At 40.6% G+C, this 23,637-nt stretch carries 14 protein-coding genes; 7 read left to right on the top strand and 7 right to left on the bottom strand.

Going from position 1 to position 23,637, the window contains the following annotated elements:
* Nucleotides 1-185 precede the first annotated feature (185 nt).
* Complete coding sequence (locus BUA96_RS10765; RefSeq protein ID WP_072983009.1) at nucleotides 186-3,014, top strand: TonB-dependent receptor; 2,829 nt, start codon at nucleotides 186-188, stop codon at nucleotides 3,012-3,014.
* A 29-nt stretch (nucleotides 3,015-3,043) separates the two neighbouring features.
* Nucleotides 3,044-4,990, top strand: a complete 1,947-nt coding sequence (locus tag BUA96_RS10770) for a hypothetical protein (protein WP_072983010.1) — start codon at nucleotides 3,044-3,046, stop codon at nucleotides 4,988-4,990.
* Nucleotides 4,991-5,160: 170 nt separating this feature from the next.
* On the opposite strand, the gene aspS is transcribed toward BUA96_RS10770, so the two are convergent.
* The 5 genes from aspS to BUA96_RS10800 form a co-directional block, all read right to left on the bottom strand.
* Nucleotides 5,161-6,909: an aspartate--tRNA ligase gene (gene aspS, locus BUA96_RS10775; RefSeq protein WP_072983012.1), complete on the bottom strand. Its 1,749-nt coding sequence runs from the start codon at nucleotides 6,907-6,909 to the stop codon at nucleotides 5,161-5,163.
* Between the two features lie 305 nt (nucleotides 6,910-7,214).
* On the bottom strand, nucleotides 7,215-10,724 hold the full coding sequence (locus BUA96_RS10785; protein WP_072983016.1) for an efflux RND transporter permease subunit: 3,510 nt from the start codon (nucleotides 10,722-10,724) through the stop codon (nucleotides 7,215-7,217).
* 1 nt (nucleotide 10,725) lies between these two features.
* Nucleotides 10,726-11,904: an efflux RND transporter periplasmic adaptor subunit gene (locus BUA96_RS10790; protein ID WP_072983017.1), complete on the bottom strand. Its 1,179-nt coding sequence runs from the start codon at nucleotides 11,902-11,904 to the stop codon at nucleotides 10,726-10,728.
* Nucleotides 11,905-11,924: 20 nt separating this feature from the next.
* Nucleotides 11,925-13,304, bottom strand: a complete 1,380-nt coding sequence (locus tag BUA96_RS10795) for a TolC family protein (RefSeq protein ID WP_072983019.1) — start codon at nucleotides 13,302-13,304, stop codon at nucleotides 11,925-11,927.
* The gene (locus tag BUA96_RS10800; RefSeq protein ID WP_072983021.1) at nucleotides 13,304-13,909 is read right to left on the bottom strand and encodes a TetR/AcrR family transcriptional regulator; all 606 of its coding nucleotides are present in this window, start codon (nucleotides 13,907-13,909) and stop codon (nucleotides 13,304-13,306) included. The genes BUA96_RS10795 and BUA96_RS10800 overlap by 1 nt, the downstream gene beginning before the upstream one ends.
* A gap of 162 nt (nucleotides 13,910-14,071) precedes the next feature.
* Here BUA96_RS10800 and BUA96_RS10805 point away from each other — a divergent pair, with 162 nt between their 5' ends.
* On the top strand, nucleotides 14,072-15,046 hold the full coding sequence (locus BUA96_RS10805) for a polyprenyl synthetase family protein (RefSeq protein WP_072983022.1): 975 nt from the start codon (nucleotides 14,072-14,074) through the stop codon (nucleotides 15,044-15,046).
* Between the two features lie 11 nt (nucleotides 15,047-15,057).
* Entirely contained in the window at nucleotides 15,058-15,399 is a 342-nt protein-coding gene (locus tag BUA96_RS10810) for a hypothetical protein (RefSeq protein ID WP_072983024.1), read from the top strand.
* On the opposite strand, the gene BUA96_RS10815 is transcribed toward BUA96_RS10810, so the two are convergent.
* The gene (locus BUA96_RS10815; protein ID WP_072983026.1) at nucleotides 15,380-15,895 is read right to left on the bottom strand and encodes a hypothetical protein; all 516 of its coding nucleotides are present in this window, start codon (nucleotides 15,893-15,895) and stop codon (nucleotides 15,380-15,382) included. The two genes, BUA96_RS10810 and BUA96_RS10815, sit on opposite strands and share 20 nt — an antisense overlap.
* 166 nt (nucleotides 15,896-16,061) lie before the next feature.
* On the opposite strand from BUA96_RS10815, the gene BUA96_RS10820 reads away from it, so the two are divergent.
* On the top strand, nucleotides 16,062-18,833 hold the full coding sequence (locus tag BUA96_RS10820; protein WP_072983824.1) for a 2-oxoglutarate dehydrogenase E1 component: 2,772 nt from the start codon (nucleotides 16,062-16,064) through the stop codon (nucleotides 18,831-18,833).
* A gap of 47 nt (nucleotides 18,834-18,880) precedes the next feature.
* Nucleotides 18,881-20,116, top strand: a complete 1,236-nt coding sequence (gene odhB, locus BUA96_RS10825; RefSeq protein ID WP_072983027.1) for a 2-oxoglutarate dehydrogenase complex dihydrolipoyllysine-residue succinyltransferase — start codon at nucleotides 18,881-18,883, stop codon at nucleotides 20,114-20,116.
* Nucleotides 20,117-20,274: 158 nt separating this feature from the next.
* Here odhB and BUA96_RS10830 read toward each other — a convergent pair whose 3' ends face one another.
* Nucleotides 20,275-20,574 (bottom strand): hypothetical protein, encoded by a 300-nt coding sequence (locus BUA96_RS10830; RefSeq protein WP_072983029.1) that lies wholly within the window; start codon nucleotides 20,572-20,574, stop codon nucleotides 20,275-20,277.
* Nucleotides 20,575-20,723: 149 nt separating this feature from the next.
* Between BUA96_RS10830 and polA the strand changes: the two genes are divergently transcribed.
* Nucleotides 20,724-23,570: a DNA polymerase I gene (polA, locus tag BUA96_RS10835; RefSeq protein ID WP_072983030.1), complete on the top strand. Its 2,847-nt coding sequence runs from the start codon at nucleotides 20,724-20,726 to the stop codon at nucleotides 23,568-23,570.
* The last annotated feature ends 67 nt before the right edge of the window (nucleotides 23,571-23,637 follow it).

Raw genomic sequence — 23,637 nt, forward strand, 5'->3', positions numbered from 1 at the left:
ATAGTGTGCAATTTTTGGCAAGATACATCTTTGCCAAATTTTAATCTAATGAAACCCAGAGGTCTCAAAAAGCTGTTAACATTAAGGTAACCATGAAGTAACTCTTGGGTTACGAATTCATAACATTCGATTAACTGGCTAGAGTTTCTTTAGCGACATCTTTGCAGCACAAAATACGATTATTGATGAAACAGATTTTAGGTCTTTTAATGCTTATGTTTTCGGCAGTTGCATTAGGACAAACAGGAACAATTGAAGGGACTCTATCAGACAAAGAAACAAACAATGAGCCGCTTCCTTTTGCTAATGTTATTATTAAAGGTACGACTAAAGGTGCTACTACTGATTTTGATGGAAAGTACATTATTGAGAACGTACCGGTAGGAACTTATGAAGTAGAATTCAGCTTTGTAGGTTATGAGCCTGTAACAGTGCCTAATGTAGTGGTACAAGCAGGAAAATTCACCAATGTTAGCACCGCCTTAGGTGCAAGTGCTGCTGCTTTAGATGAGGTAGTGATACAGGTACAAACCAGTAGAGAGCGCGAGTCAGCATTACTTCTTGAGCAAAAGAAGGCTGTAGAGATCAAAGAAAGTATTGGGGCTGTACAGCTTGCAAAACAAGGGGTTACTGATGCTGCTACCGCAACTACAAAAATTTCCGGAGTTACTGCAAGTCAGGCTTCTGGAGATATTTATGTACGTGGGTTAGGAGACCGTTACTTATATACTACAATGAACGGATTGCCTATTCCTTCTGATGATGTTGAAAAGAAAAACTTTGATCTTGGTTTATTTACTACTCGTGTTATTCAAAACGTGGGGATCAGTAAAACCTATGGAGTAAGTAACTCTGCAGACCAGGCTTCGGGTACTATTGATGTAGCTACTAAAGAATTAAGCGGAACCAAAGAACTTGGTGTTGGTATTCGTGTGGGAGCTAACACAAATGCTACACAGAGCGGTGTAAGTGACAATTTTAAACTCACCGGAAACAAAGGAGATTATACTTTAGGGTTTTTAAAGAATCAGGGTTTTAACGAAACTACGCAAGCGAGTTCGCCAGGCTATAGCGCATACCCACGTATGACGCAGCAGACCTGGAATACTTCAACTGCTAATTTCCCAATGAATTATCGTTATGCGATTACTGCGGGTAAGAAATTTGGTGAGAAGTTTAAAGTGCTTTTTACGGCTTCACAGTCTGGAGACTTCACGTATAGAAACGGAGTTTTTAGACAGTATAGAGAAAATAACATTGATGATAGTATTACCGATGCGACTTATTATAATCGCCGCGTAACTACTACCGGTTTGTTAAACACCGAGTATAAGATCAATGATAAGAATGATGTAAGATGGGTTTCATTATTTGTGAATAGCCTTTCTGATCAAGTGTTTGAAGGAGGTAGAAATGGAGAGGCTACTATTTTTGAGGAAGAGTCTCGAGATGATGTGTTTCAGTTCATTAGAGATCAAAATACGAAGCAAACCAGACTTTGGGTAAACCAGTTTTTTGGTAACCACGAGCTTTCAGAAAAAAACACCTTAGATTGGGGAGTGGGGATCAACTTGTTGAGTGCAGATGAGCCTAACCGTGTAAGAAATGAGGTGAATATTACCCCAGACGCAGACTTTGTACAACTAGGGGTGACCGGAGGATTTCAGCAACGTAAAAGTTTTCAGTTGATTGATGATGAAGAATTAGCCGGATTCATTAAAGATACTTACGTACTTAATGAAGATTTTGATACCGGTTCAAAATCTGAAATTTCAGGAGGATTAAATGTGCGCATGAAGTCGCGTAACTTCAAATCTCAATTCTTAGGAGCTACTGAGAGTAATGCCGGTGCAGATTTTGGTTCGGTTTCTATTGACAATCTTGACGTAATCTTTACAGATGAGAATTTCCGTTCAGGAGATTTGAATTTTCAATTCTTACCTACAGATCGTTACATCGCAGACTTAGAGTCACAATCGGCTTTTGCTGCTTATACTTTACAAAAGGAAAAATTCAATCTTAATGTAGGTATGCGTTTTCAGTGTGACGCGATTGATGTTCTTTTTGATGTGAACAACTTCCCGGGGCGTAGAGGAGCTACTAATAAAGAGTACACAAACCTATATCCTTCGGTAAACTTTAAATATAACTTAACTGAAGATCAAGGGGTGCGTTTTGCAGGTAGTCGTACTATCACACTTCCTGAATTTAAAGAGATCGCCCCATTTGAATATGTTTCTCCAGTAGGGCAGGTAACTAAAGGTAATCCAGATCTTGAGGCGTCAATCAACTATAATTTTGATTTAAAATATGAGTGGTTCCCATCTTCAGATGAACTTTTATCTGTAGCTGCTTTCTACAAAATGATTAATGATCCTATCAACAAAGTACAACAAAGAGGATCTGCAGGTATCTTCTCGTATTTCAATGCAGGAGATCAGGCAAATATTTTTGGTCTTGAATTAGAAGGTCGCGTGAATATCGTGAAGCCTGTAGAGGATAGCGGAAATATAGGCGTGCGTTTATCTGGTAACATTACGCGAATGTTCCACGAGCAAGACCTCAAAGAGATTTATGATGAAAACGGCACTTTGCTTAGAACTTTTAAATACAATGGTAAATCTGATGAAGGACTACAAGGAGCGTCAGACTGGATTGTAAACGGAACTTTAGGATTCAGCACTGCTGAAGAAAATCCTTGGGAACTTAACGTAGTGGGTAACTATGCCTCTTCTAAAATATTTGCATTGGGTGCGCCACGTAACCAGCAGGAACCAGATGTATTCTTTAACGAATCTATTGTAGAACAAGGTTTTGTGGTTCTTGATGCAGTATTGTCTAAGCAAGTAACCGATGGTTTTGCGGTAAAACTAACCGGTAGAAATCTATTAGATCCAGCTATTGAGCAAACGCAAATTCAGCGTCCTACTAATGGAGACCCAGTTTTTAATGCAACAGTACAATCATACACTTTAGGAAGAACCTTTTTATTGGGACTTACCTACGACTTCTAACATAAAAATTTAATTAAACCCGATTAATTATGAAAAGAATGATGAACAACCAGTACCTAAGGATTTTTGCTTTAGGTCTAGCTATGGCAGTAAGCAGCTGCTCTAACAATGATGATCTAGGTTTTGGAGAAGAAACTCCTACTGAAGATGCAAATCTTACAGGAAACCTTACTGAAGATCGCCAATTAGACCCGCTTGTAGAATACAAGTTAACCGGATCTTTTATTGTAAAAAGCGGAGCGACTTTAACTATCCCTGCAGGAACACGCATTGTTTCTGAAACAGGTACTGATAAATATATTGCTGTAGAGCAAGGAGGTGATATTATTGTTGACGGTTCAGCTTCTAATCCTGTGGTTATGACTTCTGCTAATGAGCAAGGTGGTGACTGGGGAGGTCTTGTAATCTGTGGTGAAGCTGTTACTACAGAAGGTGTAGACGCAACTGCAGAAGTAGGTGGTCTTATCTACGGAGGTACAGATAATAATGATGATTCTGGATCTATTGATTATTTGATCATCAACTACGCTGGTGCTCAAATTAACTCTGACTCTCAGTATAATGGTCTTACTTTATACGCAGTAGGTGCTCAGACTGAAATCACAAACGTGGCAATTTTGAACGGTGAAGATGACGGTGTGGAGTTCTTTGGAGGAACTGCAAGCGTAACCAACCTTTACTTAGAGAATAACCAGGATGACTCTGTTGACTGGACTGAAGGATGGAGTGGTTCTATCACAAACACCTATGTAGTTTTAGATCGTGATGATTTCTCTACTGCAATTGAAGCAGATGGGGATAACGCAAACCCAACTATTACAGACTTTACTGCTGTTTCAGAAACTGGCGGAATCGCATTACAATTCAAAAAAGAATCTGGTGCTACGATCACCGGTCTTTCGTTACAAGGTTTTGATACTTCTTTTGATTATAGAGATGGTGGTGCTGTTTCTAACGTTCAGGTTGAAGGTGAAGATTCTAACCCTGCACTAAGTTATGTAGCAACCGCTACTGTAGATATCGCAGATTTTAGCTGGGTACAGTCTGGTCTTGAGGCTAGAGCTTATGTTTCTTTAAACGGAGATCTTACTACAGATATGACTCTTGATGCAGATACGCGTTATTTATTAGATGATGTATTTACTGTAAAATCTGGTAATACATTAACTATTCCTGCAGGAACAAAAATTACTGCTTTAGATGGTGGCGCAAGTATTTACATCGCTGTTGAAAAAGGTGCTACAATCAATGTAAATGGTACCGAAGACAATCCTGTAGTAATGGGGTCTTTAAATGGAAACCGTGGTGACTGGGGAGGTCTTGTAGTTTGTGGTGATGCAACTACTACCGAAGGTATTGATGCTACTGCAGAAGTAGGAGGTCTTGTTTACGGAGGTTCAACTGACAATGATGATTCTGGAGATATCACAAACCTTGTGATCATTGGAGCAGGAGCTCAAATCAATGCAGATTCACAGTTTAACGGTCTTACCTTATATGCGGTAGGTTCTGAAACTACTGTGGAGAACATCGCGATCATCAATGGTGATGATGACGGTGTAGAATTCTTTGGAGGTACCGTATCTGTAAACAACATCTACTTAGATAATAACCAAGATGATGCTGTAGACTGGACTGAAGGATGGAATGGAACAGTGACTAACACGTATATCACGCATACTGATGCTGATTTCTCAACTGCATTTGAAGCAGATGGTGTAAATAACAACCCAACTTTTATTAACGTAACTGCTATTTCTACTGTAGGTGGTACTGCATTACAGTTTAAAAAAGAATCAGGAGCAACCATCACTAATCTTTACTTAGAAGGGTATGATACTAACCTTGATTTTAGAGATGACGGTGCATTAACGAATGTTATGATTGACGGTGCTGCAGCTGTTTTAACAGAAGCATATAATACAGGCTCACAAGTTGATATTTCTACTTGGACTTGGATCGAAGCTAGATTATAATATATTTGAATTAGCTATATGAAAAGGTCCGGAGATGCTCCGGACCTTTTTTGTTTTTAAACCTGTGAAAGAATTCATCTCAAGATAGATTTAGGATATTATTCCTTTAGAAGGAAACAAAAAAAAGCAGCCTCACGGGGCTGCTTTCCTAATTTTATATCTGCCGAAGCTTACAAAGTAATCTTCAGATTTAATTCTTCTAATTGCGCGGCATCAATTTTTGCAGGCGCATCGATCATCACATCACGACCGGCATTGTTTTTAGGGAACGCGATAAAGTCTCTTATCGTTTCTTGTCCGCCTAAAATTGCTACCAAACGGTCTAGACCAAAGGCCAAACCACCGTGTGGAGGCGCACCGTATTGAAAGGCATCCATCAAGAAGCCAAACTGTGCCTGTGCTTCTTCTTTGGTGAAGCCTAAGTAATCAAACATCTTAGACTGTATCTCTTTATCGTGAATACGTATAGAACCACCGCCTATTTCATTTCCGTTCAATACGAGGTCGTAAGCATTTGCTTTTACTTCGCCCGGCTTAGTGTCTAACAATTCCATTTGTCCCGGTTTAGGAGAGGTAAATGGGTGGTGCATTGCGTGGTAACGTTCCGTTTCTTCATCCCATTCTAAAAGCGGGAAGTCGACTACCCAAAGCGGCGCAAATTCGTCTGACTTGCGCAAGCCTAATTGAGTTGCCAATTCCATACGCAGCGCGCTCAATTGTGCACGTGTTTTTGAAGTTTCTCCTGAAAGTACACAGATCAAATCTCCAGGTTGCGCTCCGGTAGCTTCTGCCCATTTAGCAAGATCTTCCTGATCGTAAAATTTATCAACAGAAGATTTAAAACTTCCATCCTCATTACATTTTACGTAAACCATTCCTAAAGCACCTACTTGTGGACGCTTCACCCAATCAATAAGTTTGTCGATCTCTTTTCGGGTATAACTTGCTCCTCCCGGAACCGCGATACCTACAACCAGTTCGGCGCTATTAAAAACGTTGAAGTCTTTATGTTGCGCCACCGCGTTGAGTTCGCCAAACTCCATCCCAAAGCGAATATCCGGCTTATCGTTACCGTATTTTGCCATCGCCTCGTCATAGGTCATTCTCGGGAAGCTTTCGATCTCAAAACCTACTACTTCTTTTAAAAGGTGTTTGGTTAAACCTTCAAAAATATTCAGGATGTCTTCTTGCTCTACAAAAGCCATTTCGCAGTCAATCTGTGTGAATTCCGGCTGGCGGTCTGCGCGTAGATCTTCGTCTCTAAAACACTTTACGATCTGAAAATACTTATCCATACCGCCTACCATAAGCAATTGCTTAAACGTTTGTGGTGACTGCGGAAGCGCGTAAAACTGACCTTCGTTCATTCGGCTAGGTACCACAAAATCACGAGCACCTTCCGGAGTAGATTTGATCAAATACGGAGTTTCAACTTCAATAAAACCTTGTTCAGATAAGTAGTTGCGCACGGCAATACTCACTTTATGTCTAAAGATGAGTTTCTCCTTTACCGGATTTCTTCTGATGTCCAGATAACGGTATTTCATACGGAGGTCTTCACCACCATCAGTTGCATCTTCAATAGTAAACGGCGGCGTTTTGGCCTCGTTCAAGATCTCTAATTTTTCAACCAAAAGCTCTACATCACCGGTAGGCATTTTTGGGTTTTTAGACTCGCGCTCGATCACCTTTCCGGTAACCTGAATCACAAACTCACGGCCCATTGTTTTGGCGAGATCCATCACCGCTTTAGGGGTGCGTTCCTCGTCAAAAATAAGTTGGGTAATTCCATAGCGATCGCGTAGATCTACCCAGATCATAAACCCTTTATCGCGGGACTTTTGTACCCAGCCGGCAAGCGTTACCGTTTCGTTTATATTTTCGGCGCGTAAAGCCCCGTTGTTATGCGTTCTGTACATGCTTGATTATTTGAGGTGCAAATTTAAGAAGTTAAAGCAAGTCACCGCCTATTGTTTTGAGGTTATTTTATTGGCACCGCCAAAGGGTTTAATATTCCGTCCCAAAAGCTTTCGGGATGCCTCGAAATTGAAAATTCGTTTCCAAGCAATGCCTCATGGGCCTGCCTTTGTCGGCAGACAGGCTTGCCCTGAGGTATTTTACTTAGCCGGAAAGCTTTTCGTTTTTATGGGATTCAACCCTTGAAAAACAAAAAAGCAGAAGAATAGTCTTCTGCTTTTGAGTCTAATTAAAATTATAAAGTCATTTAGCTTTCTGAATCTTCTGAAGCAGCAGCTAATTTAGCCTGTTGTTTTTGTTCTTCACGTACTTTTCGTTTTTCTGAAAATTTAACTTTAGCACGATTAGTAAGGTAGAACATTACCGGTACGATTACCAAGGTTAGGAAGGTTGCGAAAACCAAACCGAAGATTACCGTCCACGCCAGAGGTCCCCAGAAGATCACGTTATCACCTCCTATGTAGATACCCGCGTCATAATCAGTAAAGAGCCCGAAGAAATCAATGTTTAAGCCAACTGCCAGCGGAATCAACCCGAGCACTGTAGTAATTGCCGTTAGCAATACAGGGCGTAAACGTGATTTACCACCTGCAACCGTAATTCTGAAGTATTCTTCACGGGTTAGATACTCATCATCTTCAATACCTAATTCTTCTTTTTTACGATCGATCAGGATCTGTGTATAATCTATAAGTACGATCGCATTGTTCACTACGATTCCGGCGAGTGAGATAATACCCATCATCGTCATTAAGATGACAAAATCCATTTGGAAAATGATCAAACCTAAGAATACACCTACTAAACTTAAGACTACCGCCATCAAGATGATCACCGGTTTTGAAAGCGAGTTAAACTGCGCTACCAGAATAAGCAAGATCGAGCCCATAGCAATACCTAAAGCCATCAATAAGAAGCTCATATTGTCTGCTTGCTCTTCTTGTTCACCCGTAAAACTGTATTCAATTCCGTTAGGAGTTTCATAGCCTGCGAGGTCTTGTTTCAACTGCTCAACAATTTGAGTAGCATTAAAGCCTTGTTCGGTAAGCACATTTGAATATAAGGTGATCACGCGCTTAAGGTCTTTACGTTTGATAGCACTAAATGCTGCTGAAGATTTTTTATCAACTAATGCCGAAATAGGCACCTGAATGATCTGACCTTGATTGTTTCTAAAGGTTACCGGCTGATTGAATAAAGCATTCTCATCATAACGATAATCTTCATTAAAACGCACGTTAATCTCATAATCATCATCTCCTTCTTTATAGGTAGAAGCTTCTTCACCGTACACCGAACGTCTCAAAGTTTGCCCTACCTGAGCGGTAGAAATACCAAGCTGACCGGCTTTCTCACGACTTACAGTCACACCAAGTTCAGCTTTAGATTTATTGACATCCAGTTTAAGTTCTTCAATACCACCTATGCCCAGATCTTCAATATAGGTGCGCATGTTTTCGGCAGCGAGTAGCATTTCTTCATAATCTTCACCGCTGATCTCAATATTAATAGGATATCCTACCGGTGGACCATTAGCATCTTTTTCTACAATAACCGAAGCTCCGGGGAATCCTTTAACCGCGTCACGCACTTCAGAAAGTACGGTGCTACTGCTCACTCCGCGGCGCAATTTAAAGTCACGCATAGACAGCGTTACTTTACCTTTATGTGGCATTTCATTACTCTGGCCACCGTCGGTTTGAGGGTTTCCGGCACCTTGACCTACTTGTGAAATGGCGCTTTCAACCATATAGTTGTATCCGTCAGCATCTTCATACTTTTTAATAGCATCAAAAATGCGTTCTTCAATTTGCTTGGTAAGTTGATTGGTTTTTTCAATCGCCGTACCTTCAGGATATTCTATATAGGTGATGATTTGATTGGGTTCATTTTCAGGGAAGAACAACACATTAGGTTGTGCGATCCCTACCAATACAAAGGATAAGAATAACATAATCACGGTTCCGAAGAAAAACACGTACGCTTTTCTTCCGCGCAGCGCATATTTTAAGAAACGCTCATAGAAGTTCTCTAATTTTCGAAGCGATTCAAACTGAAAATAACGTACCGCACCTGCTAAGAAATATTTATAAGCCCAAAGCAAGATCGCGATCAGAAGCAGTAAGTTTCCGATTCCTCTAAATCCGCCTGAATCAATCACAAAACCTACGATCAGGAAAATAGCACCTACGGCAGTCAGAATTAAACTGTTGCGCACCAAGCTCTTTTTGCTCATATCTTCTTCTTCGGTTTTCATAAAACGCGAAGTCAGCATCGAGTTGATGATAAGGGCAACGAATAAAGACGAACTCAACACCACAGAGAGCGTGATGGGGAAGTAGATCATAAACTTACCAATAGTTCCGGGCCATAAACCTAGCGGGAAAAAGGCTGCAAGCGTGGTTGCTGTTGAAGCGATAATAGGCCAAGCGATCTCCCCAAGACCTTGCTTTGCAGCTTTTAATCGCGGCATACCTTGATCCATCAAAGAATACACGTTCTCCACAACCACAATACCGTTATCTACCAGCATCCCAAGTCCCATTACGAGACCAAAGAGCACCATCGTATTCAGGGTAAAACCTAAACTTGATAAAATGGTTAAGGACATAAACATGGAAAGTGGAATCGCAAATCCAACAAACAATGCGTTTCTAAACCCTAAGAAAAACATCAATACCACCACAACCAGAATCACCCCAAAAATGATGTTGTTAACCAAGTCATCTACCTGATTCTCTGTTTTGATCGATTGGTCATTGGTAAGGCTGATGTGTAACGACTCAGGATAGTAATTGGCCTCTTCTTCAGCGACGATCTTTTTAATAGATTCAACCGCTTCGATCATATTTTTTCCGGCGCGTTTTTTTACATCAAGCATCACAACCGGCTGGCCATATTCACGTGCGTAAGTGGTGGCGTCTTTTTCTTTAAAGCGCACGGTGGCGATATCTTTAAGGAAAATATTTCCGCCATCGCGTTTTACCACGATGTTGTTAAGTTCTTTAGGATCTTGAATTTCACCTAAAACCCGAATGTTTTTTCGCAACCCATCAGAAATCACGTTACCTGCAGAAATGGTATTGTTTTCAGAGCGAATGGCGTTGATGATGTTATCAAAACTCACTTTAGAAGCGGTCATTTTGTAAATATCCACCGCTACTTCTACTTCTTGCTCTTCGGCACCACGTACGGTAGCTTCTTTGATCTGCGGAAGCAATTCTATTTTATCCTGAAGGTATTCAGCATAATCTTTAAGTTGCTGCACTTGAAAGTCACCGGTAAGGTTGATGTTCAGAATAGGTTGTTCTTCTGAAATATTAAGGTCAAAAATATTAGGCTCTACTTTGGCACCATTATCTAACGTAGGCCAAGTGGTTTCCGCCTTAACCAAATCAACTTTATCCTTAACCTTAGTTTTAGCCACATTTACATCTACATCTTCTTCAAACTCTACAATGATGATACTGTAATCCTGAAGGGTAGTAGAGGTGATCTCTTTAATCCCGGCGATGTCGTTAAACTCTTCTTCGAGTGGTTCGGTGATGAATTTCTCAACATCTTCAGCGGCATTACCCGGGTTTACCGAACTTACATAGATCTTGGTTTCTATGATTTCGGGGAATGCTTCACGAGGCATACTGTAATAGGCTGCCAGACCACTAAGTAAGATGATCGCCGTAATTACATAAACGGTCATCTTATTGTCTATTGCCCAAGACGATATGCTAAATTCTTTATAAGTGTTTTTTGCCATCTTACTGGTTGTTTGAAGATTGATCTTTTAATTCTACAGCTTGCCCATCTCTCAAAGAGCGTACTCCTTCTACGATCAAGCGGTCTCCCGCTTCAAGACCAGAAGTGATCTCTACGCGTTGATCATCGCTGTAACCTTCTTCAATTTGTACTTGTTTAGCGATAGCTGTACCATCAGCTTGCTCCTCATATACATAAGTAATGCTGTTACCCATTGCATTTTGCTGAACCACATTTTCTGGCACTACAATAGCGTTCTCAGCGGTGTAGTCATTTACCATAACGGTTGCGATCAGGTTAGGCTTTATAGCGCTATCAGGATTAGGGATCGAAATCTTAACGTCAAAGGTTCGGTTGTCTGGGCTTACGAAGTTGCCTACTTGTCTGATTTTACCATCATAGGTTTTACCTATAGAAGCTAGTCTGATTTTTACTTCAGTACCTTGGTTAACTTTACCTAAGAAGGCTTCGGGGATCGAAGCTTCAACATACATATCGCTCAGGTTTACGAGGCGTAAAACACCGGTTTGCCCTGCATTTACTACCTGACCTTGATCTGCCATCGTATTGTCTACGATTCCTGAAAATGGTGCGGTAATAACGGTTTTGGCAACTCTAGAGCGCAATTGATCTGTTGCAGCTTGCATCGCTTCATAATTGGTTTTTGCTTCTAAATACGTGATTTCAGAACCAATCTTCTGATCCCAAAGACGCTTTTGACGCTCAAAGGTAGTTTTTGCCAAAGCGGTCTGTGCCTCTTGACGGGCCAGTTCACTTCCTAAACCTCCATCATCAATTTTGGCAAGACGCTGCCCTTTAGCTACGCGTTGTCCTTCTTTAACGTAAAGCTGCGTTAGCACTCCGGTGTATTCTGCGTAAAGCACAATATTTTGATCAGTATCTACATTACCTTGAACTTCAAAATAATGCTTAAACAACGTGTCTTGTAAGGTTACTGCGGTTACTAAAGCTGCTTTTTTCTTTACGTCTAGTTTGTCTATAGCGGCGTTAAGCGAATCAATGTTAGCTTTAATCGCATTTTGCTCATTTACAAGTTCTGTTTTTTTAGCGCGCATTGCGGTGATGTCACCGTTTTCAATAATTTGTTCTACAGATTCTTCTTTTCCTCCGCAGGAAATAAGTAGGAGCGAAACAAATGCAAGGCTTAATATATTTTTCATAGTGTAGGTGTGTCTGTGAATTAATCTTCTTTTGGTTGATAAACGGTGGTGTCTAATACTTTTTCTAAAGCGGCTTTGTTAGCAATGACATCATACATCGCTTGTAAATAATCTTGTTGTGCTTGATAAAGTTGGGTTTGGGCTTCGCTCAATTCAAAGCTAGAGGCGATACCTTCAAAAAATTTAATGGAGTTTTTATTTTCAATACGTTCTGCCAGATCAAGATTTTTTTCTTGAGTGGCAAAATTGTCAAGCGCAAATTGATAATCGTTACGAGCGGTAGCGATTTGAAGTTTTACCTGATTGCGTGCACGCTCCAGATCTTCTAAACTTTGCTGGTAAGCCAGTTCTTTTTGAGCAGTTTTAGCAGCACGCATACCACTGCTAAAAATAGGTACGGTAAGTGAAACTCCTAAGATCGACTGTTCAAAGTAGCGTTGCTCATCGCTCAAAAAAGTAAACGAGTTACTGGCGCCGGCAGCCCCATAATTTAAATAAGCACTAAGGCGCGGTAAGGCTTTGCTCTTTTCTAGTTTAACCTCAGTTTCAGCAAGATTGGTTTGATCTTGAGCAATGCGATAATCGATATTTTGCTCCGGATTGATGTCTTGCGTGAGTAAGTTAAGATCATAATATTGCATTGTTAGATCTTCAAGTTCATCAGTCACCATCAGTTTGCTATCTATTGGGATACCTAAAGTAAGCTTAAGCATGTCATATGCGATAGCAAGTTGACGCACGGTGTTGTTCAATTGGGTTTCAAGACCTAAAGCAGTGATCTGCAATTGCTCTACATCTTCTTCTTCTCCTAATCCGTTTTCAAAAATCTTCTGAGTGTCGTTAAGGTTCTTGTTTACGGTTTCTATGTTTTTCTGCAGAATCGCTACACTCTCCTGAGCAAGCAGTACGTTGCCATAAGCTTCGATAATGGCTTGCTTTACTTCAAGATCGGTTTTGACCTTAGCATTTTCAGAAATCTGTAAAAGCGTTTTTGCAGATTGAACACCTACTATATAAGACCCGTCGAAGATCAACTGATTCCAAGTGGCAACAGCAGAGGCATTTTGCTTCTGGCTAAACTGCACCGGAATAAAATCTCCCGGGTCTGCGCTAGGATCAAAAACCACCGCCGGAATAAAAGACGTAGGCTGAATGAATTGATTTTGATAGGTCACTTCACCTGAGATTTGAGGCAGTCCCTGAGCGATAACCTCCCATTTTTGTTTAAGCGCGATCTCTACATCGGTGAGAGCATTTTTAGCATCATAGCTATTCTCGAGGCCATAAGTAATGGCTTCTTGTAGGCTTAGCGCATAAGATTCTACCTCTGTGGTGTCTTGGGCTAGGGAAGGGTTTAAATATCCCAAGAGGCATAAAAAGAGGAACATTGGTTTTTGCATTAGTCTTGATTTGAATGAATGATTTGATTGAGTATTTTACGACCTTCAGGTGTTACAATTCCACGTAAGTGGTATTCTAAATAGGTCTCGTAAAGGGGTATGTGCGGGAATTTATCTGAAGGAAAAATGGTTTCATCTTTAATGTTGGTAATCCCTATTTGATACATTCTAGAAACAAACTCAATGTCAAGATTGTTTCTAAAAAGTCCCAGCTCAATACCGCGAGCAATATTTTGCTCCATACAGCCACGCATAAAAGCATTCTGACTTTCACGTAGCTTGGTAAAAATTTTTGGGTAGTATTTCATCATTTGTTGAATAGATGAGGTTTTTTCGCCCTGCAAATGTTGAATCACATATTTCTTAATTTCATAAAGCTCTTCAATAGGGTTCATGTGCTCATCTACCATATCTTTGACCACACATTGTACGCTGGTCAATAAATGATGGCCCACTGCTTCTACAAGTTCAGTTTTATGCGCATAATTGGCATAAATGGTCTTTTTGGATATCCCCATATGTGCGGCGATATCATCCATGGTAACACTTTTAAATCCGTGATTTAAAAAGAGTTGGGTTGCGTTTTCTAGAATTTCCGTTTTCATAATCCGGCGCAAATATAAAACGGAAACTTTAAAAACTAATTAAGTTTCCGAAGTTTTTTCAATATTTAATGATTACATAATATGGCCTAAGAATACCAGCTTGTGATGCTTGAAGCGTTGAGTTCAGAATTAGTGTCTTATTTTTAGCCAAAATTTTAAAGTATGCTCCGCATTGATCAATACACAGAGGTGTTTGTTGAATATTTAAACGCTAAGGTCAAGGTTAAAGAACCGGTAAACCTATACGAACCCATTGACTATATTTTGCAGTTGGGAGGGAAACGCTTACGACCGGTATTGACGTTAATGGCGACGGATATTTTTGGTTCAGATCATAAAAAGGCTTTAGACGCGGCTTTAGCGGTTGAGGTTTTTCATAATTTCTCATTAGTGCACGATGATATTATGGATGATGCGCCTTTGCGTCGTGGTCAAGAGACTGTGCACGAAAAGTGGGACATAAATACAGGGATTCTCTCGGGAGATGCGATGTTGATCAATGCATATCAGCTTTTTGAGAATTATGAAGGAGAAACCTTTAGAGAACTCGCAAAGCTTTTCAGCAAGACAGCAATTGAAGTTTGTGAAGGGCAGCAGTATGATGTAGATTTTGAGACGCGTGATGATGTGACCATCCCAGAGTATCTTAAAATGATTGAATACAAAACGGCGGTTTTGGTAGGAGCTGCGCTTAAAATGGGCGCGCTGGTTGCAGAAGCCTCTTCTGAAAATGCACAACGCATTTATGATTACGGTCGTGATTTAGGGATCGCATTTCAGCTTCAGGATGATTATCTGGATGCTTTTGGTGATCCTAAAACCTTTGGGAAGCAAGTGGGCGGTGATATTATCGAAAACAAAAAGACCTTCTTATACTTAACTGCTTTGCAAAAACTAGACCCTACGCACAGCAAGCAGTTGCAGCATTTATTCAGTATCAATCCACAGGATCCTTCGGAAAAAATTGAAACGGTAAAGCAGCTTTTTATAGATTCCGGCGCAGCCGAAGCAACTCAGCAAGAAATTGAAAATTATACTCAAAAGGCGCTCAACGTTCTGGAAACGCTTGAGGTTCCTCAAGAAAATAAAAGTATTTTAGAAGACTTTGCCCGACTGCTCATGCGCAGAAAAGTTTAAAGAATTGAAGAATGAATTCCGGCAGTAACTTATTAGACCAGGTTCGCAAAGAAAAGCTGTTTTATGCCTTGGTGTTTCAGCTTAATAAAGACTTTGAACGCGCCGGACTTGAAGCTGAATTTGATACTGCTTTTGAAAATCAACAGTTACTGCGTAATCTGCAAGCCGCACTTTATAATCTGGTGGTGAGTGATTTTGAAAGCTACCTCACACTGCTTTACGCCATAGATGTTTCTGAAGCTAAGATCAAAGCTTTGCCCGATTGTGAGGTGCATCAACTCGCAGAATTTGTAAGCGTACTCATTCTGGAGCGAGAGTTTAAAAAAGTTCAGTTTAAAAATAGAACCTTATAAATGGCATAATCGCACTGGTGTAGATGGCATCGTCATCGTTGTAAAGTATGTTATATCGGGCGCCTATAGTTACGGGTCCGCTACGGTAACCGGCTCCAAGAAATAAGGCAGAATTCCAGAAATCATCAGAAAATGTACCACCGTCCCAATTGGCGCGTTGCGAAACATATAGCTCTTCAAACTCTGCAGAAAGCTGAATGATAGGAAGCGGATTAGCGAGCGCAATAATGCTTCCACCCACAATTGAAGATTTTAAACTACCATTCTTTACATACGAATAACTCAACCCGGGTCCGGCAGCGAAATAAGGATTGAAGTTGTAAATAGCACTTGGAGCGAGGTTTGCGGCAAAATAGTCATTGCCAAAATTCAATCCAAAACCACCGCCAAAATTCACCCGATCCCAAAAAGAATCAGACCGAAATTGCGCCTGGCTAGAAGCTATACCAAACGCTATAAATAGAAGAATTATATAAAGTTTTGAAATCGATTTCATAAAATACATTTTTCTAAAGCTTAAGGCTTTGTTAGCAAGGTGTTAAAACCTGATTTTAAAATGTTAATGATAAACATAAAATTACGAAAGGACACGCTTGGTGCGCGCGATTTATTGTATTTTTGACAAATTATTGCTTAAAAAATCGACAGATTTAATTTATAAAATGGATAGATTTTCATTTCTCAATGCAGCAAATACTGCATACTTCGCAGACCTATACGATAAATATTTACAACATCCTGATAGTGTAGAACCCAGCTGGAGAGCTTTTTTTCAAGGTTTTGACTTTGGGATCGAAGAAAGCGGTATCGCCGCAGACGTTTCAGAACTCAGCGCTAACACTTCTTCAGATAATGCTGTTCCTGATAAATTACAGAAGGAATTTCAAGTTGTTAAATTGATAGATGGTTACCGTACGCGCGGGCACTTATTTACTAAAACCAATCCGGTGCGCGAGCGTCGGAAATATGAGCCTACACTGGCTTTAGAAAACTTTGGTTTATCAGAAAAAGATTTAGATACCGTTTTTAACGCGGGCGAGATCTTGGGTATTGGCTCTAACACGCTTAGAGACATAATCACGCATTTAGAGAACATTTATTGCGATTCTATTGGGGTTGAATATATGTTTATCAGAAAACCGGAGGAAATCAAATGGATTCAAAATAAATTGAATGTCAACGATAACCATCCTGATTTTTCTGCAGATACTAAGAAGAAAATTCTTAAAAAACTGAATGAAGCGGTTTCTTTTGAAACCTTTTTACATACAAAATATGTAGGGCAAAAACGCTTTTCGCTTGAAGGTGGAGAGAGTTTTATTCCTGCGGTTGATGCAATTATTGAAGCAGCAGCAGATCGTGGTGTAAAAGATTTTGTGATGGGTATGGCACATCGTGGTCGTCTAAATACCTTGACCAATATCTTCGGAAAGAACGCTAAAGATATTTTTAGTGAGTTTGATGGTAAAGATTACGATCAAGAGGTGTTCGATGGTGATGTTAAGTATCACCTCGGTTGGACCTCAAGCCGACTTACAGACAGCGGAAAAGAGATCAATATCAACATTGCGCCCAACCCGTCTCACTTAGAAACAGTAGGCGCCGTGGTAGAAGGTATTTCGAGAGCTAAACAAGACCGTCATTATTTTGACAATCCGCAGGAAGTGCTTCCTATTGTAGTGCATGGAGATGCAGCAATTGCTGGTCAAGGTGTTGTTTACGAGGTGATTCAGATGGCACAATTAGATGGTTATACCACTAAAGGAACCATTCATATCGTGATCAATAACCAGATCGGGTTTACCACCAATTATCTTGATGCGCGTTCTTCGACCTATTGCACTGATGTTGCTAAAACCACATTATCTCCGGTATTGCACGTAAATGCTGATGATGCAGAAGCTGTAGTGCATGCAGCTTTATTTGCGCTTGATTTCAGAATGACTTTTGGTCGTGATGTATTCATCGATCTTTTAGGATATCGTAAATACGGTCATAATGAAGGTGATGAGCCGCGTTTTACACAGCCTAAATTATACAAAGCGATCGCCAAGCACGATAATGCAAGAGATATCTATGCTAAAAAGCTTATTGAGCAAGGCGTGATTGACGAGAATCACGTGAAGCAATTAGAAGATGAGTACAAAGAAAAACTTGAAGAAAAATTAGAAAAGTCTAGAGAAGAAGAAACCACCCGTATCACTGCAATTATGCAAGATGAGTGGGAAGGTTTTGAGCCTGCTACCGAAGATGAGATGATGCAGCCGGTAGACACGACTTTTGACCTTGATGCATTAACTGAAATTGCAGAGGCGATCACCAAACTTCCGGAAGGGAAGAAATTCTTAAGAAAAATAAACAAGATCATCGAAGGGCGTCGCGCAATGTACTTTGATGATAATAAAATAGATTGGGGTCTTGCCGAATTACTTGCATACGGTTCCTTGCTTAAAGAAGGTTTTGATGTGCGTATGACCGGTCAGGATGTAGAGCGAGGTACCTTCTCTCACCGTCACGCCGTGACCAAAGTTGAAGAAAGCGAAGAAGAGATCGTGTTGCTCAATAACCTTAAAGGAGAGCAAGGCCATATGTACATCTTCAACTCGCTGCTTTCAGAATATGGTGTGGTTGGATTTGATTATGGTTACGCGATGGCGAGTCCTAAAACATTACCTATCTGGGAAGCGCAGTTTGGTGACTTCAGTAACGGAGCGCAGATTATGCTGGATCAGTATATTTCTGCAGCAGAAGATAAATGGAAGCTTCAAAACGGTCTGGTAATGTTATTGCCTCACGGTTATGAAGGTCAGGGTGCAGAGCACTCTTCGGCACGTATGGAGCGCTATTTACAGCTTTGTGCAGTTGACAATATGTATGTCGCAGATTGTACTACTCCTGCAAACTTCTACCATTTATTGCGTCGTCAATTGAAGACCAATTTTAGAAAACCGCTTATCGTTTTTACGCCAAAAAGTTTGTTGAGACATCCTAAAGTAATGTCGACCAAAGAAGAATTGGCAAACGGCAGTTTCCAAATGACCATTGATGATGATAGTGTAAAAGCAGATCAGGTTAAAACGCTGGTTTTTGTGACTGGTAAGTTTTATTATGACTTGCTTGCGCAGCGTGAAGAATTAGAGCGAGATGATGTTGCACTTGTGCGTGTTGAACAATTGTTCCCGCTTCCTAAAAAGGAAATCAGAGCAGCGCTTGAAAAGTATAAAAATGCAGACGATGTAGTTTGGGCACAAGAAGAACCGCGCAATATGGGAGCTTACGGGCATTTATTGATGCATCTTCCTGAAGCGCAAAAATTCAGAGTATGCAGTCGTAAATTTTACGGTGCGCCTGCTGCAGGTAGTTCTGTACGATTTAAGAGAAGACATCAGCGCGTAATTGATGATGTTTTCGATAAAAATTCAAATAACCAATAAAAACATTTTAGTTTTAACTAAAGAATAAAAGATAACAATAGAGAATTATGGCTTTAGAAATGAAAGTCCCTTCGCCGGGAGAATCGATCACCGAAGTTGAAATCGCCCAGTGGCTTGTTGAAGATGGGGATTATGTAGAAAAAGATCAGGCGATTGCCGAAGTAGATAGTGATAAAGCAACTTTAGAGCTTCCTGCTGAAGCAAGCGGAATTATTACCCTTAAAGCCGAAGAAGGCGACGCAGTTGCCGTAGGCGAAGTTGTTTGTCTCATTGATACTGATGCTGCAAAGCCAGAAGGCGATAGCGGTAGCGACAAAGAAGAGCAGAAAGAAGAAAAAGCCGAACCTAAAAAAGAAGAGCCTTCAAAATCGAGCACGCCTGAGCAAACGCAAGATAAAAAGACGTACGCTTCAGGATCACCTTCTCCGGCAGCTAAAAAGACTTTAGATGAAAAGGGAATTGATGCTAAAGATGTAAAAGGTACAGGTCGCGACGGTCGTATTACTAAAGAAGATGCGGTAAACGCACAGCCTTCAATGGGAACTCCGGGAACCGGAAGCCGTGGAGAAAGCCGTTCTAAAATGTCTATGTTGCGTCGTAAAGTAGCTGAGCGTTTAGTTTCTGTAAAGAATGAGACCGCAATGCTTACTACCTTTAACGAGGTTGATATGACTCCGATTTTTGAGTTACGTAATAAGTATAAAGAAGATTTTAAAGCTAAGCACGGTGTGAGTCTTGGGTTTATGTCGTTCTTTACTTTGGCTTGTGTGCGTGCGTTGGAAATGTACCCAGCTGTAAACTCAATGATCGACGGTAAAGAGATGGTTTCTTTTGACTTTAAAGATATTTCTATCGCGGTTTCAGGACCTAAAGGTTTGATGGTGCCAGTTATCAGAAATGCTGAAAACTTAAGTTTCCGCGGTGTAGAGTCTGAAGTGAAACGTCTTGCGCTAAGAGCGCGTGATGGTCAGATCACTGTAGATGAAATGACCGGTGGAACTTTCACCATCACAAACGGTGGTGTGTTTGGAAGTATGCTTTCTACACCTATCATCAACCCTCCTCAATCTGCGATTTTAGGAATGCACAACATTGTTGAGCGTCCTATCGTACGCGACGGCGGAATCGCTATTGCGCCTATTATGTATGTAGCACTTTCTTACGATCACCGTATCATTGACGGTAAAGAATCTGTAGGATTCTTAGTGGCTGTAAAAGAAGCGCTAGAAAACCCTGAAGAATTGTTGATGGATAATAATGTGCTTAAAGCGTTAGAATTGTAATAAGTATATTCAATGGATAAAAAAAACCCGCTGATTTTCAGCGGGTTTTTTTATTGGCGCCGCCAAAGGGTTTAATACTTCGAGGCTTGCTTTAAAATTGAAAATTCGTTTCTAACATATGCTTATTGAGTTTGCCCTGAGATTGTTTAGGCTTTATTTTAAGCGATGACTTCGTTTACGAGTTGTGTTAACTCTTCCTCCAAAGAAACAGTTGGAAAAGGTCTTCCGGCTTGACGATACCAGTATTTAGCATTCCAATCATCACCTTCATCGCGATGTAAGTGCGCGTGAATCAAACTTCCCATAGCAGTATGCATGTCTTGAGCGATATTGTGAGAGGCTTCCCAGTCTCCTTTTGCCTGATGCCAAAGCGCTTGCAAAGCTTCGGGCCAACTTGAGGGCGGGCTGCTCTTCTCTAGTGTGGCTTCAAACTCCGTATAAGATTGCGGTATGCTCATGGTATTTAAGTTTCAGTTTTAAGAAAGATAAGTAATCTGTCTAAAAATAGACCATAGCGTTTTTGTCAAAATGTCTCCGGCTAAAAACTTTTATCATAAGACTAATTCCTATTTTTGATACTTCTGATATTCGATTAAAAATTCCCAATATGGCTGTTCAAAAGCGCTTATTTCTTTTAGATGCTTATGCATTGATTTTTCGTGGTTATTACGCACTGATTAAAAATCCTCGAGTGAATTCAAAAGGTCAGGATACTTCTGCTATTATGGGTTTTGTCAACTCGCTTTTTGATGTGATCAAGCGTGAAAAGCCAGATCATCTCGCAGTGGCATTTGATAAAGGCGGAAGTTCTGAACGTGTCGAAATGTATGAAGAGTACAAAGCGAATCGTGATGAAACTCCAGAAGCGATACGTATAGCGGTGCCTATTATTCAGGAGATTCTTAAAGCGATGCACGTGCCGTGTATTGAGATTGAAGGTGTAGAGGCAGATGATTTGATCGGTACGCTGGCCAAACAGGCAGAAAAAGAGGATTATCAGGTTTTTATGGTCACGCCGGATAAGGATTATGCGCAATTGGTTTCTGAAAACATTTTTATGTACAAACCAGCGCGAATGGGTAACGGGATCGAGATCTGGGGAATTCCTGAAGTGCAAAAACGTTTTGAAGTCGAGCGTCCAGAACAGGTGATCGATTACTTAGGAATGATGGGTGACGCGTCTGATAATATCCCCGGATTGCCCGGAGTGGGAGATAAAACGGCTAAGAAGTTTATCAAGCAATACGGTGGCTTAGAAGGTCTGTTAGAAAATACAGATCAGCTTAAAGGAAAGATGAAAGAGAAGGTGATCGAAAACGCCGAGCTGGGACGTCTATCCAGAAAGTTAGCAACCATTATGACCGATTGTGATGTGAAATTTGATGCAGAACAATACGAACTTTCGCAACCGGATGCAGATAAAGTGCAGGAGATTTTTGATGAACTCGAATTCCGTAGGCTTAAAGATCAGTTTATCAAGATATTTTCCGGCGAAGCCGATAGCGATACCGGAGCCGCAGTAAGCGGTACGGAAACGGCTAAAAAACTGGTAAGTTCTGCGGAAAAAGCAGCAAATGCCGGTGCGGGACAATACAATCTCTTTGGTGGTGATGAGCCTGCTATAGAAGAGCGCAATACCCGAAAAACCATAAAAGACACTGAGCATTTTTACCAAAGTGTAGCTCCAGGAATGGCGATGAACTTGTTCATCAAAAACTTAATGAAGCAAACTTCGGTATGTTTTGATACCGAAACTACAGATCTAGATCCGTTGCAGGCAGAACTGGTAGGGATCGCTTTCAGCTGGGAGAAAACCAAAGGATTTTATATTCCATTTCCGTCAGAAAAAGAAGAAGTACAAAAACTGATCGAAGCACTGCGTCCGTTTTTTGAAGCGGAAGAAATCGAGAAAATTGGGCAAAACCTTAAGTATGACATTAAGGTGTTGGCGAAGTATGATGTCGAAGTAAAAGGAAAGCTTTTTGATACGATGATTGCGCATTATCTGATCAATCCAGATATGCGTCATAATATGGACGTGCTCGCAGAAACTTACCTTAACTATACACCGGTTTCTATTGAAGAATTGATCGGTAAAAAAGGTAAGAATCAAAAGTCGATGGCTGACGTGCCTGTTGATCAGCAAACCGAATATGCTGTAGAAGACGCAGATGTAACGCTTCAGCTGAAAGAGCATTTTCAAAAAGAATTGGGCGAGGCTAATACCCAAAAGTTGTTTGATGATATCGAAATTCCTTTGGTGCAGGTTTTAGCAGATATGGAATTAGAAGGAATCAATCTGGATCAGGAATTTTTAGGCAGTCTTTCTGAAGCGCTTAATAATGACATCACCTCGCTCGAGAAAAGTATTTATGAAGAAGCGGGAGAAGAATTTAATATTGGTTCGCCAAAGCAATTGGGTGAAATACTATTTGACAAATTAAAGCTTGTAGATAAACCGAAGAAAACCCGTACGGGGCAATATTCTACCGCAGAAGATGTGCTTTCTTATTTAGCTCCCGATCACGAGATCGTGCAGCACGTACTTGATTATCGAGGCTTGTCCAAATTAAAAAGTACGTATGTTGATGCTTTACCGGCACAGGTAAATTCAAAAACCGGCCGCGTCCATACCGATTATATGCAAACCGTAGCGGCTACCGGCCGTCTGAGTTCAAACAATCCGAACTTACAGAATATTCCAATCCGTACTGAGCGTGGGCGTCAGGTGCGTAAGGCTTTTGTGCCGCGTAATGAAGATTATGTATTACTTGCGGCAGATTACTCACAGATTGAATTGCGCATAATCGCAGCTTTGAGCCAGGAAGAAACGATGATGAAAGCCTTTCAGGAGGGAGAAGATATTCACGCATCTACTGCTGCAAAAGTCTTTAATGTGCCCATTGATGAGGTGACCCGAGAACAACGTAGTAATGCAAAAACCGTGAATTTTGGGATTATTTACGGTGTGTCTGCTTTTGGACTGAGTAATCAAACCGACCTTACCCGTAGCGAAAGTAAAGAGCTTATTGACACCTATTATAAGACCTATCCTAAACTGCGCAATTATATGAGCGAACAGGTAGATTTTGCGCGTGAGAATGGCTACGTATCTACAGTTTTAGGTCGTCGTCGTTATTTAAAGGATATCAACAGTAGTAACGCGGTAGTGCGTGGTGCAGCTGAGCGTAACGCGGTAAATGCACCAATACAAGGGAGTGCTGCAGATATCATTAAAATCGCAATGATCAAAATACATCAGAAACTCAAGGATAAAGGCTTAAAAACCAAAATGTTACTTCAAGTTCATGATGAATTAGTATTTGATGTTTACAAATCAGAATTAGATGAAGTTCAGGAACTTATAAAATCTGAAATGGAAAACGCATTCAAATTAGATGTTCCTCTTGATGTTGAAGTCGGGTTAGGTGATAACTGGCTTGATGCCCATTAAAACAGGAGTTTCTATGATTTCTTTAACTTAACGTTATAATAAAATATTCTTAACTAATACGTTTTAT

The organism is Leeuwenhoekiella palythoae (assembly GCF_900130045.1).
GTDB lineage: Bacteria > Bacteroidota > Bacteroidia > Flavobacteriales > Flavobacteriaceae > Leeuwenhoekiella > Leeuwenhoekiella palythoae.